Origin of the sequence: Chitinophaga fulva, from assembly GCF_012927205.1 — a bacterium.
In the GTDB taxonomy this organism is placed as follows: Bacteria; Bacteroidota; Bacteroidia; order Chitinophagales; family Chitinophagaceae; genus Chitinophaga; species Chitinophaga fulva.
Genome location: NZ_JABBGC010000002.1, coordinates 374,701 through 389,472, shown reverse-complemented (window position 1 = coordinate 389,472; position 14,772 = coordinate 374,701). Strand labels below are relative to the sequence as shown.

The 14,772-nt window shown below is 47.3% G+C and carries 13 protein-coding genes and 1 tRNA gene; 6 read left to right on the top strand and 8 right to left on the bottom strand.

Annotated features, from left to right (window positions below; translation table 11 throughout):
• Positions 1-24: 24 nt before the first annotated feature.
• The 4 genes from HHL17_RS18180 to HHL17_RS18165 form a co-directional block, all read right to left on the bottom strand.
• Positions 25-1,635: an MBL fold metallo-hydrolase gene (locus HHL17_RS18180; RefSeq protein WP_169226241.1), complete on the bottom strand. Its 1,611-nt coding sequence runs from the start codon at positions 1,633-1,635 to the stop codon at positions 25-27.
• Positions 1,636-1,692: 57 nt separating this feature from the next.
• Positions 1,693-3,333 carry an ATP-binding cassette domain-containing protein gene (locus tag HHL17_RS18175; RefSeq protein WP_394353275.1) on the bottom strand — a complete coding sequence of 547 codons (1,641 nt, stop codon included), beginning with the start codon at positions 3,331-3,333 and terminating at the stop codon, positions 1,693-1,695.
• A 32-nt stretch (positions 3,334-3,365) separates the two neighbouring features.
• Positions 3,366-6,494, bottom strand: a complete 3,129-nt coding sequence (locus tag HHL17_RS18170; RefSeq protein ID WP_169226239.1) for a non-ribosomal peptide synthetase — start codon at positions 6,492-6,494, stop codon at positions 3,366-3,368.
• A gap of 889 nt (positions 6,495-7,383) precedes the next feature.
• Positions 7,384-7,457: transfer RNA gene (locus HHL17_RS18165), tRNA-Arg, on the bottom strand.
• A gap of 124 nt (positions 7,458-7,581) precedes the next feature.
• Between HHL17_RS18165 and HHL17_RS18160 the strand changes: the two genes are divergently transcribed.
• The gene (locus HHL17_RS18160) at positions 7,582-8,055 is read left to right on the top strand and encodes a 23S rRNA (pseudouridine(1915)-N(3))-methyltransferase RlmH (RefSeq protein WP_168874379.1); all 474 of its coding nucleotides are present in this window, start codon (positions 7,582-7,584) and stop codon (positions 8,053-8,055) included.
• Between the two features lie 28 nt (positions 8,056-8,083).
• Positions 8,084-8,695 (top strand): rhomboid family intramembrane serine protease, encoded by a 612-nt coding sequence (locus tag HHL17_RS18155; protein ID WP_169226238.1) that lies wholly within the window; start codon positions 8,084-8,086, stop codon positions 8,693-8,695.
• 50 nt (positions 8,696-8,745) lie between these two features.
• Here the strand turns inward: HHL17_RS18155 and tilS are convergent, their stop codons facing one another.
• Entirely contained in the window at positions 8,746-10,089 is a 1,344-nt protein-coding gene (gene tilS, locus HHL17_RS18150; RefSeq protein WP_240975904.1) for a tRNA lysidine(34) synthetase TilS, read from the bottom strand.
• 18 nt (positions 10,090-10,107) lie between these two features.
• Positions 10,108-10,419, bottom strand: a complete 312-nt coding sequence (locus HHL17_RS18145; protein WP_169226237.1) for a hypothetical protein — start codon at positions 10,417-10,419, stop codon at positions 10,108-10,110.
• A gap of 157 nt (positions 10,420-10,576) precedes the next feature.
• Between HHL17_RS18145 and HHL17_RS18140 the strand changes: the two genes are divergently transcribed.
• The 4 genes from HHL17_RS18140 to ispE all read left to right on the top strand — a co-directional run bounded on the left by HHL17_RS18140 (position 10,577) and on the right by ispE (position 14,042).
• The gene (locus HHL17_RS18140; protein ID WP_169226236.1) at positions 10,577-11,317 is read left to right on the top strand and encodes an electron transfer flavoprotein subunit beta/FixA family protein; all 741 of its coding nucleotides are present in this window, start codon (positions 10,577-10,579) and stop codon (positions 11,315-11,317) included.
• Positions 11,318-11,362: 45 nt separating this feature from the next.
• Positions 11,363-12,334, top strand: coding sequence for an electron transfer flavoprotein subunit alpha/FixB family protein (locus HHL17_RS18135; RefSeq protein WP_169226235.1), 972 nt, complete (start codon positions 11,363-11,365; stop codon positions 12,332-12,334).
• Positions 12,335-12,558: 224 nt separating this feature from the next.
• A complete protein-coding gene (locus tag HHL17_RS18130) occupies positions 12,559-13,158 on the top strand; it encodes a bifunctional nuclease family protein (RefSeq protein WP_169226234.1) in 600 nt (199 codons plus the stop codon).
• 74 nt (positions 13,159-13,232) lie between these two features.
• Positions 13,233-14,042 (top strand): 4-(cytidine 5'-diphospho)-2-C-methyl-D-erythritol kinase, encoded by an 810-nt coding sequence (ispE, locus tag HHL17_RS18125; protein ID WP_169226233.1) that lies wholly within the window; start codon positions 13,233-13,235, stop codon positions 14,040-14,042.
• A gap of 3 nt (positions 14,043-14,045) precedes the next feature.
• On the opposite strand, the gene rplT is transcribed toward ispE, so the two are convergent.
• A complete protein-coding gene (rplT, locus tag HHL17_RS18120; RefSeq protein ID WP_078673350.1) occupies positions 14,046-14,390 on the bottom strand; it encodes a 50S ribosomal protein L20 in 345 nt (114 codons plus the stop codon).
• Between the two features lie 49 nt (positions 14,391-14,439).
• Positions 14,440-14,637: a 50S ribosomal protein L35 gene (rpmI, locus tag HHL17_RS18115; RefSeq protein WP_078673351.1), complete on the bottom strand. Its 198-nt coding sequence runs from the start codon at positions 14,635-14,637 to the stop codon at positions 14,440-14,442.
• Positions 14,638-14,772 lie beyond the last annotated feature (135 nt).

Genomic DNA, 14,772 nt, shown 5'->3' with positions numbered 1-14,772 from the left:
GGTATCAGTATGGCAGATAGGATATCAGAATACCATCTCCCGCTCATAGAGCAGTTCTTTTTCCCCATACAATCTTTCCGCCACAATGCCCCTGTCCCGGCATAGCTGTACCAACTTATCGGATTCGACAATCGGGTTGGATTCTGATGTGTACTTGGTACTGGTAATAAATTCAATCCATGGTTCCTGCCCCATCGCATATACATACACTTCCCGCGGGTGGAAAATGTCTACCAGGTACATCCCACGTTCACAATCAGATCCCGATAACCGTCTGCTGTTGTCCTGGTCTCTGGGTACCTTACGGGTAAGTAAGGGGCCATAGAGCCAGGAAAGCGGCGCACCATCGCACTCCATTCCAAGGAAAATAATATCCACATCACCTGTACGGCGTTGAATATGTCTGTATAAAGATGGTTCCATGATCCTGGAATCAGCCATGAACAATAGTCTGAACTCCCCAATCTGTACCAGGTGGCATAGTTTGCAGATAATATTCATATCGCTGTGTTCTCCCGTAAAAGGTATGCCTGTAATGCTGGCATCGGGAAACTGTATCGTCTCCATCTCGCCCAGTTCAATGATATTGTGGAAGCCAACCGTGTTAAACATCAGCTTCAGGTCCGGATCTTCCAACCGGCCTTCTTTAGAACGGGGCACAATAATATTTTTGATCTTATGCCGGAGTGGCAATAATGTTTCGAACAGGATGTGGTCCTGGTGATTATGGGTGATGATAACATAGTCGATTACATCCGGAAGGTCTGCATCAGAAAAGTGTTCTACATCAGAGTGATAACCATAGTAGCTGATGAGCGGGTCTGCCAGTATACAGAGATCTTTTGTTTCTATCAGAATACAGGCGTGACCGAAATAACGCATACGGACTTTATCACCGGTATATCTATCATAAGACCGGTGAGGTGTTTCGGTAAAAAAGGAATGGAACAACGGCGCCTGTTCTTTAGGCACGCCCAGCAGCCGGGTGATTTCTTCCAGTGATCCCGGCTCCCTCTTCATTCTTGCCAGCGCGTCAATACCGGGATGATCAAAGCTGATATCCAACTGCAACACATGTGGCACATCCAGCCGGGGAGTGCTCAGGCAAAACGGACGATGGTCATTGTTCGTTTCCCACAAGGCCAGGCTTTGAGCGGTCTTGTCATAAAAAGGGCTGTTATATAAAAGCGATTCAAAAAAACGGAAAGAAGGATTGCCACTGCGGTCATAGAATAGTTCCACATAACCCTTCAGGATATCAGGCACTTTCTGGTACAACGTTTCTATCCCAAAACCCTTCGCTTCGCTCCACAAAAGCTGGTCCAACTCTTTCACCGCATTAGAGAATTCGATCATCTGCTTTCTTTTCTTCACGGTTTCTTCCCTGAGCTGCAATACTTCTGCTGCCCGCTCACCCGGAATATCCATGAAAGGCCCGCCCAGCAGCTTAGGATTCTTTACCGCCTCTTCATGCACATCCGGCGCAGTCAGGAAGGAGTCGATGATTTTCAGATGCCGGCCCGTTATATTCATGGCGGCCGTAGCAGGCGATATCAGGTGACTCCAGGCGTACCATTTGTCAATCAGTGGTTCAATAACGATGTTCGGTTTGAGGTATACTTGTTGTCCATTCATATAGCAATATTTTTCCGGTGAAAAAAGAGATTTACGATAGGTTTTGGATGGCTGCTATCAGGTAGCCACCTTGTTGTTCTGCCATTCGTTGATAATATTACCCGACCTGAATTTCATGACCCGGTCGGCACACTGGTAATACTCCTCATCGTGCGAGACCACCACTACTGCTTTGCCCATCTTACGGATCATTTCCAGCCATTCGGTATAAAAGAGCTGCTTGTTGACAGTGTCCTGTTCCGCCGCCCATTCGTCCAGTACGATCAGCGGCGTATCCTCCAGCATTGCCAGCAACAAGGCCAGCCGCTTTTGTTGTCCTCTCGACAAATCGGTATTGAGCGTACCTTTTACGAAATCAGGCTTTAACAATCCCTGCAGATTAAACCTTGTTGTCAGTTCTTCCAATAGCGCATTGGCAGACGAAAGATCATGTTCATCATAATTTTCCTTAAACAGGTACTGATTGGTGAATACCACTGCCATGTTGTTCACAAAGTGGCAATAGTCTTCCCATGCCACCTCATGGTCGTCTATAAAAACCTTTCCCTGTTGTGGTTTGTAGAGCCCTGTCAGGAGATTGATAAAGGTGGTTTTTCCGCTACCATTTCCTCCGATGATGAACAATAGTTCTTCCTTCCGGATCACCAATTCTTTTATATCCAGCTGAAACGAACGGGTGACGGTGGGATCATAGGCATACACGATATTTTCGAAGCGGATACTTTCAAATTGCCTTACCGGTGGGTTGAACGGCCTGGTTGCATTATCCACGTGCAGTAATGAATCAATTTTGTTAATGCGGTCAAGCGCTATTCTGAACATCGTGTAGGAAGGAAGGAAAATGATGATCTGGGAAAGCGGGGAAATCATAAACAATACCGCCGTAATGAAGCCGGTAACCTGCATGGCATTGAGTTTCAATAATGCCGGCAGTACAAATATAATAATACCCAACAGTACGTACCAGCTGTAAACACCAGAGAGTTCATTCACCGCATAGCTCCTCGATGCCTTTACGTTCAGGGACTTGCTTTTTCCCCGATTGTTATAAATAAACCTGGTAAAAAGCGTATCGCTTCGTTTTGCAGATATGCGGATTTGCCGGAACCCGTGCAGCAATTCCCGCAGGTAGCTATAATAAACATCCTGCAGGTCCCTCACTTTTTCAAGGTCCTTCGCTATTTTCCTGTCACGGTAAACATATATGGCCAATAACAAGACCATCATACAGAACAGTGCTACGCCGCTTTGCAGGGAAGTATAAAGCAGATAGATCAGTGTACATACCAATGTTACAAAAGCGTTCACCAGGTTAATAAAAACAGTCGGCATCCTGCTTAACACCCGTGCATCGCTGATTGCGGAGTAAATCTTTTCATAGCCTAATTTCTCGAAAGCCTCGTAGGGAGCAGCCCTTACCTTTTCAATCACCGACATCTCTACTCCATAGGTAATTTCGTTGGTAAGGTCTACCATATAACGCTGGAAATAGGCGGAAACGATATAGGAACAGATAATCAACCCGAAATAAAACAAACCCGACCGCAGGTCTGGCCCTGCCTGGCCGGACATACTGTTTACTGCCCTGTTGACGAAAATCAATACGCCAATATTATTCAGGCTGCTCATTAGACTGAGAAAAACGAGGAATACAAGAAACCCTCTCGAATATGACTGAAACAATTTAAAGATACCCATACGATGTGCGCATTTTTCCGTGTTACCAGTAACTAATCCAGCTCTATAAATTCAAATTTGTTCGTTTCCCGCCCACTGATCATCTCCGCCAGCTGCCGAATGGTGGGTGCCCTGAATATCTCTACGATGCTGATACTTATTCCAAATCTGTTTTCAATCTCACCAGCCAGCGTCACGGCGGACAACGAGTGTCCTCCCAGTTCAAAAAAATTGTCGTTTACCCCGAAGGTTACAGTAGGTAATATTTGTTCCCAGATTGCTGCGAGTATTTTCTCGTGACGGGTTTCCGGTGGGATGAGCTGTCCCCGGCTGGTGCCAGGCAGCGTTTGACACAACAACAGCCGCAGGGCAGTGATATCCGGTTTCCCCTGTGTGTTAAGGAGAATACTGTCTACCGCTACAATGCGCAACGGTATCATGTATTCCGGGAGGCGGCTCCGGAGAAAAACGCGCATGGCAGTTACATCGGTCGTGCCGCGGATTACAACAAAAGCAGCCATATATTCTCCGTGCGCAGGGTCCTGCGCCGCCAGTACTACGGCAGCCATAATCCCCTCGTATTGCAGCATGGCATATTCCACCTCCCCTGGTTCTATACGTACTCCCCTTATCTTCAGCTGAAGGTCGTTGCGACCGGTGTACCACAATAAACCAGCTGCATCATACCTGCCGGTATCGCCGGAGCGGTAAAGCCGCTGCTCTGGTAAAAAAGGATGAACGATAAATTTTTCTGCTGTAGCCTGCTCATTATTCAGGTATCCTGCGGCAAGGCCTGCCCCGCCAATATGTATTTCTCCTTCTACGCCTACCGGCAGCAATTGGTCTTCCCGGTCCAGTATATAGATACTGGTATTGGATATAGGCGTCCCTATCGGTAAATGGTCATCACCAGGATTGATCCGGTAGTAAGAAACACAAACAGTACTTTCCGTTGGGCCGTAGGTGTTATACACAGGAATACCTGCAGCAAGAAAGCTGCTTACATAGGCAGGTTCCAGCACATCACCTCCGCTTATCAGCAGTCGCAGGCTGCCATGTACCGGCTGTTCATTCAGCAACCTGATGATCAACGGTGTAGAACTAACAATGGTAATGCCTTCTTCGGCAATGGTACTGTTGATCCGGTGGATATCCCTCCTTTCCTCCAATATATGAACACGGCCACCGGCGCCCAGAACGGGGAAAATTTCTTCCACCGATATGTCAAATCCCACAGAAGCGTGCTGTAATACCACGTCATGGGATCGCAGCATGAAAAACTGCCGGAAGTGGCTGACATAGTTTATAAAGGCACGGTGGGGTATCCCTACCGCTTTAGGCTGTCCAGTGGAACCGGAGGTACAAATAATATAGGCAATATCGTTAGGATAAATAACTGTCGGCAGATAGGAAGTTACTGTTTCACCGGATATCATTTCTTCATAAAACAGTGCTTCTCCTTTTACAACCGCTGCTTCTTCCCACAGGTGTCGGGAGACTATTATCTTCCTGCAGCAGGCACTCTCCAGCAAAAGTGTTATTCTTTCTACTGGTTCACTGGCATCAATCGGCAGATAAGTAACTCCCGCCAGCAAACAGCCTATCATACCGGCGAGAAGATCTGCAGAACGGGGAAGCAGTAAGGCAATTACTTCCTGCCGTGAAAAATCCGGGCATTGCTGCAATGAGCCGGCTACCAGGGAAGCCCGCCTATGCAATTCGCTGTAGGTCAGACTTTGTCCCGCTGATGATACTGCAATATTGTCGGGAAACGAGGTCACTGATTTCTGCCACATGTCGTTAAAATGCTGGTGAGGCCAAACAGCCGCGGGTCCTGCGGAGAACGATAAAATATGTTCTTCTTCAGCCGCAGTAAGCAGTGGTACCTGTTTCAGCATAGTGTTCATCAACAGTGGAAGATCGTCTATCCACCGGGATATGGTGGTGGTCATCCCGCCGATGGTCTCTTCATCAAAATAATCCGGGCTGTAAACAAAACGGATGTCAAAGCCCTGATCATGATAGTCTCTGATATAGATGGAAAGCGGCTCTGTTTCGTGGTGATTGGACAACGCCGTAGCGTAGGCAGCTGCTTTGCCTAATGTTGTGTTAAAGTCGAAGTCCTCGTAAGAAATCCTGAGTTGGTAAGCGGGCTGCCCTTGCCGGTAGGAAGGCAGTTCTTTGAGTAGCTGGCCATATTGATAGCGCTGATGTCGCAGGCATTGCGACATTTTTTTCTTCACCTCCCCCAGCAACATTGCCATAGTCTGCTCGCCCTCTACCAAAAACACGGGGCAGATGAGGTTCATAAATACGCCTGCCGTTTGTTTATATATCTTCCGGGGCCGGTTCAGTACCGGCAGTGCTACAGCGATATTGTTTTCCTGCCTCGTACGCAGGAAAAACACCAGGAACAAGCTTAGCATCAGCTGGAAGACGGATGCTTTATGTTCCGCCGCCACCTTTTCGAGTATTTGCTTGGAGGCGGCACTAACGGTCAGGGTAGCTGCCCCTGCTTCTTTCTTTCCGGTATTGTTGCGGATACGCCGGCATAATTCCGTAGTGCTACGGCTATGCTCCTGTAGCCAGAATTGTTTGTCCTCCGCCGCCTGTTCCGATGCATGATAAGTAGTATCATCGGCTATGTATTCAGTATAACGGCAGTCCGGCAGTCCGGGTGAATTACCCGCTATCAGCTGGTTATAGGCTTCCGCGATCTGCTGGAGCAGTAGCTTGAACGACCATCCGTCTGCGATGATATGATGCAGTTTGGCATAACAATAATGTTGTTCGGGGCCTGCCCGCAATACTTTTATACTGAAAAGGTAATTTTCGTTGTGGATTATCCGGAATGGCACAGCAAAATCAGTTTCCATCCATTGCTGCGCTGCAACAGCCGGATTTGTTGCATCAGCAAAATCAATTACTTCCAGGGAAAAGGCAGCGGCAGCATCGTCTGCATACCAGGTTAAATCGTTGCCATCATCTGCAAATACGGCAGCATAAATTTCCTGCGAACGCAATACTTCCCTGATAGCTTCCTCCAGTTGTTTGACAGACAGTGGCCCTTCTATCAGGGCGTATCCTCCGATGTTGTACCGGCCGGGGTTTCCTGCAATGAGTTGGTCTAACCAAATCAATCGTTGTGTTACTGAGGGATGGTATATTATCTTTTGCTTCATAATGGCATATTCTTAGAGGGCAACAAATATCGTCTTGGCAGTTGTAACCTGATGGTCGTCGCTGTTCACTTACAGGGTAAATAAAAACAATACCAGGGAGGTAATAGCAACACAGTAATGGGGACAAACGTTTCTGTAAACCGGGCTATTGGCCCCGTGGAATATACTGTTGTTTGTTTTACGGAAAACGTTGCCGGCAATGACTAAATCTGTGTCCAGACACGGCGGGTTATACAGTTGCCGGAGTCATCGCAGATAATCAACATCATAACGTTGGCTTACTACAAATACCAAACATATTTTACGGGTTACAGTTTTCATACGACAGCTTATTTCATAAATGGAAAAAACACTTCGACTTATAACAGAAAGACAAACATCAACAGATGAACAATGAACATCGTTGAGCTGCTTACCTGCTGTAAAAGCCAACCACTACTTACGGGAATGGCTGTTCTCGCAGTGTGGTGATCGGGCAACATTAAACAGTGTATTGTGGGTTAGCACTCACAGGGCAACACGTATACCTTTATCCTGGCTTTTCCTGCATTTCAAATCGCCTTACACAGTACTTCTATCAGCGCATATCTAAAGTGGCAGATGGAAGGTTCGATGCTGCCATCCAAATTGTTGGATAGTATATTTCTAAAGTAAACAACAATATTTTACTTTCCAAAATTTTTCTGTCCCTATTTCACAAATATTCTATGGGACCAGCCGTGGTAAAGCAGGAGCTCATCGGCAGCATATTATTGATAACATGAAAGGTCATCCGGTATACTTTCTCCTGCAGGGAAGATGTAAAACAATAAAGGAATCGAAAAAGAAAACTTAACAAGTGGGTGGAGGTATAAAAAAAGCCACTTCTTGATGAAGTGGCTTTTTTCTGTGACCGCGTCAGGATTCAAACCTGAAACCTTCTGATCCGTAGTCAGATGCTCTATTCAGTTGAGCTACGCAGCCAATTATTTGTGATTGGATTGCAAAGGTAGCCCTTTTTTCGAAAATACCAAATTCTTCAGGATTTTTTTCTGCAATTTTCTGATTTACACTTACTTTTACAACTGTTGTTTAATGATTATTACAAGTGAAAATTCAACTCTGGAGCATTGGAAAGGAGCATGATCCCTACATCCGGGAGGGCATGGCCGTATTCCAAAAAAGGTTACAACACTATGTGGATTTTGAAGTCAAGCTGATTCCGACGGTAAAACAGGCCGCCAGTTTATCAGTACCTGAACTGAAAAAACAGGAGGCAAAAATCATCCTCGATCTGCTGCAACCGACCGATTACCTGCTGGCACTCGATGAACGCGGCAAGATGATGACGACCGTACAGTTTTCAGAATTCCTGCAACAGCGTACCAATGCCGGCACGCGACAGCTGATCATTTTGATTGGCGGGGCTTTCGGTATTGACCAGTCGGTACTTCAACGGTCGCAATTACAAATGTCCCTGTCGCCGCTGACTTTTCCGCATCAGCTGGTGCGGCTTATTTTTACCGAACAACTGTATCGTGCCTATACAGTATTAAACCGGGAGAAATATCATCATCAATAGTTACATTTATAGTCTAACATCTGAGCTTATGTCCATCAGTATCATTATTATCATTGTTACCTGCCTGATTTCCTATACCGCGTTGAACAATTATGACCAGCTGGATAAGCTGAGCATGCAGCCATACATGGTAAAAAATCATAACGAATATTACCGGTTCATTACATCCGGGTTTGTGCATGCCGACTATTCGCATCTTATCTTCAATATGCTGACCCTCTTTTTCTTTGGGCCATACGTAGAAGAGGTTTTTATGGCATTGTTTGGCCTGAAGCTGATGTATCCGGTGTATTACCTGCTGGGCATTATCGTGTCTGACATTCCCTCCTTTCTCAAACACCGCAACAACTCCCATTACGCCTCGCTGGGCGCATCAGGAGCTATTTCCGCGGTGCTCTTTACCTTTATCCTGGTAGAGCCCTGGACATCGATCGGCGTGTTCTTTTTCATCAAGATGCCGGCAGTTCTTTACGGGGTATTGTTCCTGTTTCTTTCTGCTTATCTGTCCAGAAAAGGTGGCGGCAACATCAACCATGATGCGCATTTCTGGGGAGCATTGTTCGGGATTTTGTTTCCGTTGGCCTTCCATCCGGAACTGGGCGCCCGCTTCATACAGCTCCTCCTGCATCGCCTGCAATAAGATAATGGTTACCCGGGACTTTAGTCCCGGACAATAAAAAAACCCGGGGCTTAGTCCCGGGTTTTTAATTCTATGGCGAGTATGTTTTCTGTACCTGTTGTGATTTTAACACGATCATCGATGCGCATGCCTACCACCCAGATAATTCTTTTGGCAGATTCTATCACCCACACTTTTTCTTTCTCCGGCAGCGACAGTTTCTGATCTATCAGGAAACGGCTGATCTTTTTCTTTTTAGGCATTCCCAACGGGTAAAAATAGTCGCCCTGCTTCCATCTGCGTAAAATCAACGGGAAGCTAACTTTGGCGGCATCCAGCCAGGCCACTTCCGGCGCCGTAGGTATAGACGCCTGTCCCCGCTCCTGCTGGCGGATATGCAGTTGCCCGTTGTCATACGTGATGTGTGCCGGTGGTGCATCCAACACATGCACCGGCGCGTCCGTCTGCGCCACCGGCGTAATCAGCAACCAGCTGCGGTTACGGATAATACGGTGCGTTGCTGTTTCCACGTACCTGCCGGATTCGCTATGAAGCAGTTGCAGCACCTGTTGCAGTTGTGCTACTGAACAGCCAAAATCTTTGAACAGTTCCCAGGCGATGGTCTGCAGCGGCACTGTCTTCTGCAATTTGAGAACAGGGACCATAAAGGTATTGTCTTTGCAGAAAAGCAGGCGCTTACGGTGCCTGGCCACCGATTCCTGGTACAGCATTTCCGCTTCACGCATCCGCTGGACGGAGTTGTCCATGTTCTTCACCGCTGCCGGAAAAACCTCCTGCATACGGGGAATAATTTGATGGCGGAAGAAATTACGTGTATACTTGTCCGTTATATTTGAACTATCTTCTACAAACTCGATGCGGTGCAGCGCAGCATAGGCGATCAGGACTTCCTTGTCGGCAAACAGCAGCGGGCGCACGATCCGTTCCTGTTTGGGCAGGATACCATGCAGACCGGCAATACCGGTGCCTTTGCAGAAATTCATGAGTGCGGTTTCCACACTGTCCTGCATATGATGCGCCGTGGCGATATAGCTGTACCCTTCTTGCTGACGTATCTCTTCCAACCACTGGTAGCGCAGTTCGCGGGCAGCTACCTGTATGCTGACGTTATGTCTTTTGGTATAGGCATCGGTATCAAAACGGGTGGTGTACAGGGGAAGGTCCAGAGAAGCGGCCAGTTGCTGAACGAACTGTTCATCGCGGACAGACTCATCTCCCCTCAGCTGAAAGTTACAGTGGGCGATCCCCGCGGGTAATCCGGCCTGTTTAAACAGGTGGGCCATCACAACAGAGTCTACCCCACCGCTCACAGCCAGCAGGATACGCTGGGAAGGGTCAAACAACTGTTGCCCGGCAATATGGGCCATAAAATTGGTCAGTAAGTGTTGCGGCATGGATGTGTGTTGAGTAAATTAATATACCAGCTCTTCGTAGGCCGACTGCAGTTCGTTATAGGTATGCCTTTCATTGGCTGCTTTGGCCATGGCCATTCCTTTTTCATATACCGCGATAGCCGCTTCTTTTTCATGCTGCCGTTCCAACAGTTTACCAAGGTGGTAATAAGAACCTGTATATCCCGGTTCATAGGCCAGCAGTTCTTCAAACAGCTGCCGGGCCGCAGTGTCATTGTCTAACTTAATATACTCCAGTGCCAGGGCGTGTTTCAGGAAACTGTCGCTCGGACTTGTTTCCAGCATTTGTTTAATCTGTGCGATTCTGTCCATGTCGTTGGTGTGTTTTTACCGGTGTCAACAAATTATAAATAACATTCATATTTCTGTTGTTTATACTGATTAAAATCATAATATAGCCTTGCGGTTGGCGTACATAAATAAGATATATTTGCTATTACCGCATTTTTTAAACCAAACAGTTTAAGGCATGAAGATTTTAGTTTGTATCAGTAAAACTCCGGACACGACTGCAAAAATAGCTTTCACGGACAATAACACGAAATTCAATGAGGCTGGTGTCCAGTTTATTATTAACCCGTATGATGAATGGTATGCACTGGTAAGAGCACTGGAGCTGAAGGAAACAATCGGAGCCGACGTTCATCTGATCACAGTAGGCGGCGCTGATTGCGACGCTATCATTCGCAAAGCACTGGCACTGGGAGGTGATGAAGCATTCCGTATCAACGCGGATAGTGCGGATAGTTATTATATCGCTGCACAGATAGCAGCACATGCTAAAGAAAAACAATATGATATCATATTTACCGGTAAAGAAACCATTGACTACAACGGTTCCGGTATAGGCGGCATGGTAGCAGAACTGCTGGAACTGCCCTATGTTTCCATCGCGGCCAAATTTGATCTGAACGGTACCGTGGCGACTATCAACCGGGAAATTGAAGGTGGCGAGGAGATCTGTGAAGTATCGCTGCCGGTAGTAGTGTCCTGCCAAAAAGGTATGGCAGAAGCCCGTATCCCGAATATGCGCGGTATTATGGCGGCACGTACCAAACCATTGACCGTAGTAGAGCCTGTTGCAGCCGATACGCTGACCAGCGTGGTAAGTTTTGAACTGCCGCCGGCAAAAGCAGGTGTGAAACTGATCAACCCGGACAACGTAGCTGAGCTGGTGAAGTTGCTGCATGAAGAAGCCAAAGTGATCTAATCACGGCAGCAGGTATCTATTGTTTCATTTCTAATTAACGTATTCATGTCTATATTAATATTTGCCGATCAGGCACACGGAAAGATCAAGAAAGCAGCACTGGAAGCAGTACAATACGGATCAAAGGTAGCCGCCCAGCTGGGCACCACCGCTACGGCGCTGGTACTTGGGCCGGCAGACAATGCTGAACTGGCAACGCTGGGCAACTATGGCGCCACCAAAGTATTGCACGTGGCGGATGCACGTTTGCAGGAAGTGGAAAGCACCGTATATACTAAGATCATTGTGGAAGCCGCTGATAAAGAAGGGGCAGCCGTGATTGTTTTCCCGCATAATTTCGACGGTAAAGCCGTGGCGCCGCGTGTGGCAGCCCGCCTGAAAGCCGGCCTGGTAGCTGGCGCCGTGTCTTATCCGGATACTGCGAATGGTTTTGTAGTGAAAAAGAACGTGTTCTCCGGCAAGGCTTTCGCCAATGTAAACATTACTTCTGAGCGTAAAGTGATTACGCTTACACCGAATACCTACCCTGCTGTAGCCGGCGCAGGCACTGCTACAGTAGAGGCTTTCGCAGCTGCCATCCATGATGCAGACTTCAAAGTGAAAGTAGTGAGAACAGAAACCGTTAGCGGTGATATTCCGTTGACAGAAGCAGAAATCATTGTCAGCGGTGGCCGTGGCCTGAAAGGTCCTGAAAACTGGGGCATCCTGGAAGACCTTGCCAAAGCACTGGGCGCTGCAACCGCCAGTTCCCGCCCGGTAGCCGATGCTGGCTGGCGTCCACACCATGAGCATGTTGGTCAGACCGGTTTAACCGTAAGGCCCAACCTCTATGTGGCGATTGGCATCTCCGGCGCTATCCAGCACCTAGCGGGGGTTAACGGCAGCAAGGTCATCGTGGTGATCAATAAAGACCCTGAGGCTCCTTTCTTCAAAGCCGCAGATTATGGCATAGTTGGTGACGCATTTGAAGTGGTGCCGAAACTGACAGCCGCGGTGAAAGAATTCAAAGGTCAATAACCTTTATCAATTACGAATTACGGATTACGGATTACACATGAAGTCCGCCTATAACAGGGCTCATAAACAGACGTTCTACCAATGGGGACTTCACTCGTAACTCATAATTCGTAATTTGTAACTCGTAATTCGTAATTGAATAAAATGATAGATTTTTTTTAGATAAGGAATATTTTTCTAACTTCACGGTCTTACAAAACATTCAGCGACAACGCAAGACAGATATGAGAAAAATAGAACTGGAAATAGTTGCTTTATCGCACAGCATTACGCAGACTCATTCATATGCCGTGGTATTGGGAGAGGTGAATGGATTACGCCGTTTACCAATCGTAATAGGAGGCTTTGAAGCACAAGCGATAGCCGTAGCGTTAGAAAAAATGCAACCCAGCCGCCCCCTCACACATGACCTGATGAAAAATTTCATGAACGCCTTTAATATAGAGCTCCATGAAGTGGTGATCAGCAATTTACAGGAGGGCATCTTTTACTCCAAACTTATCTGTTCCAGCAACGACGAAACAATTGAGATAGACTCCCGGACTTCCGATGCATTGGCATTGGCCGTTCGTTTCGGATGTCCGATCTATACATTCGAAAATATCCTCAACAGCGCCGGAATATTGCTGGACGATCCTGCCGGTAAAAAGAGCACAAAACCTGTCACCCCTACCATCTCCGAACATGAGAGAGGCGCAGAAGATGATCTCAAAGCCATGAGCCTGGACGACCTCACCCAGCTCCTTCAGGAAGTATTGGAACAGGAAGATTATATCCGCGCTATCGCCATCCGCGACGAAATAAACGCCAGAAAAAGTAAATAACATTTTCAGAACGGACTGCTGCTGCCGGTGGGAATCCCCTGCCGCTGCGGTTTTGCCGTGTTAATACCACAAACATGATCGTTTTTCCCAACTGTAAGATAAACCTGGGCCTGCACATCACTGCCAAAAGAACGGATGGCTTCCATGACCTGGAAACTGTCTTCTATCCCCTGCCGGTAACTGATGCGCTGGAAGTGATCACCCCTGGCACACTGCAATTCGCCAGCAGCGGCATTCCTGTTCCCGGTGATACAGCGGACAACCTGTGCCTCCGGGCTTTTCATTTGTTGCAGCTGGACTATCCGCAGGTGCAACCAGTCAACATTCACCTGCACAAACATATTCCCATTGGGGCCGGTTTGGGCGGCGGCTCCTCTGATGCAGCTTTTATGCTGCAGTTGCTCAACAATAAATTCCAGCTGGGGCTTACATCCGGTCAACTGATTGACTATGCCGCCCAACTGGGGAGCGATTGTCCTTTCTTTATACTCAATCAGCCCTGTTACGCCACTGGCCGGGGAGAAATCATGGAGCCGCTGTCGCTGGACCTTTCGGGCTATTCTTTCTTGCTGGTACATCCGGGGATTCATGTGAATACCGGTTGGGCTTTCCGGCAGATCACACCGCAAGCGCCGGTGCGGGCATTAAAGGAAGTGATACAGTTGCCGGTGACGGAGTGGAAACAGGCGATCAGTAATGATTTTGAGGCGCCGGTGTTTGCAGCGCATCCGGAGTTGGCAGCTATCAAAGCAACGATGTACAGTGAGGGAGCGGTATATGCCACCATGAGTGGCAGCGGGTCTGCTGTGGTGGGCCTTTTCCCTAAAAGTAAAATAGCTGACATCCGTTGGGATGCCAGCTATCTGGTATTTAAAGTTAATTAGCGCTTACTTTACGGAAGCAACCAGTGCTTTAAAGGTTTCTGGTTCGTTCATAGCGAGGTCAGCAAGCACCTTTCTGTTCAGATCGATGTTCTTACCAGCTAATTTGTTCATGAACACAGAATAGGTCAAACCTTCTGCTCTTACCGCAGCGTTGATACGGGCGATCCACAACTGACGATAGTTTCTTTTCTTTAATTTACGACCTACATAGCTGTAAGTGAGTCCTTTTTCGAGGACGTTCTTCGCTACGGTGTAAACGTTTTTCCTTTTACCGTAAAAGCCTTTGGCTTGCTTTAAGATCCTTTTTCTCCGGGCTCTTGAAGCTACGGCGTTAACTGAACGAGGCATTGTCTTGTGTTTTTTCTCAGGTTATAAAATTCGATTGTTTGGACGGATACTAGCGGAGGCCGAGCATTCTCTTAACCAGGTTAAGATTTGCTTCGTGAACCAGCGTGCTTCCTCTCAGGCTACGTTTTCTCTTAGTAGCTTTCTTAGTCAGTAAGTGGCTTTTGAATGCTTTAAACCGCTTAATCTGTCCGTTCCCGCCAACCTTGAAGGTCTTCTTGGCGCGGGAATGTGTTCTTACTTTGGGCATCTTACATCAAATTTGGTCTGCAAAGGTAGGAAAATAATTTCATAAAGCACAGTACCAGATAAATAAATCAGGACAACCGCCAAATGTGGATAACTTTTTTAATATTTTTTTAACCTCCTTTAACCAGTTGAGAAT

Bases quoted from the DNA above. Each gene is read 5' to 3' on its own strand.
- HHL17_RS18180 (WP_169226241.1), bottom strand. From the start codon at position 1,635: ATGAATGGACAACAAGTATACCTCAAACCGAACATCGTTATTGAACCA.
- HHL17_RS18175 (WP_394353275.1), bottom strand. From the start codon at position 3,333: ATGGGTATCTTTAAATTGTTTCAGTCATATTCGAGAGGGTTTCTTGTA.
- HHL17_RS18170 (WP_169226239.1), bottom strand. From the start codon at position 6,494: ATGAAGCAAAAGATAATATACCATCCCTCAGTAACACAACGATTGATT.
- HHL17_RS18155 (WP_169226238.1), top strand. From the start codon at position 8,084: ATGTCCATCAGTATCATTATTATCATTGTTACCTGCCTGATTTCCTAT.
- tilS (WP_240975904.1), bottom strand. From the start codon at position 10,089: ATGCCGCAACACTTACTGACCAATTTTATGGCCCATATTGCCGGGCAA.
- HHL17_RS18145 (WP_169226237.1), bottom strand. From the start codon at position 10,419: ATGGACAGAATCGCACAGATTAAACAAATGCTGGAAACAAGTCCGAGC.
- HHL17_RS18140 (WP_169226236.1), top strand. From the start codon at position 10,577: ATGAAGATTTTAGTTTGTATCAGTAAAACTCCGGACACGACTGCAAAA.
- HHL17_RS18135 (WP_169226235.1), top strand. From the start codon at position 11,363: ATGTCTATATTAATATTTGCCGATCAGGCACACGGAAAGATCAAGAAA.
- HHL17_RS18130 (WP_169226234.1), top strand. From the start codon at position 12,559: ATGAGAAAAATAGAACTGGAAATAGTTGCTTTATCGCACAGCATTACG.
- ispE (WP_169226233.1), top strand. From the start codon at position 13,233: ATGATCGTTTTTCCCAACTGTAAGATAAACCTGGGCCTGCACATCACT.
- rplT (WP_078673350.1), bottom strand. From the start codon at position 14,390: ATGCCTCGTTCAGTTAACGCCGTAGCTTCAAGAGCCCGGAGAAAAAGG.
- rpmI (WP_078673351.1), bottom strand. From the start codon at position 14,637: ATGCCCAAAGTAAGAACACATTCCCGCGCCAAGAAGACCTTCAAGGTT.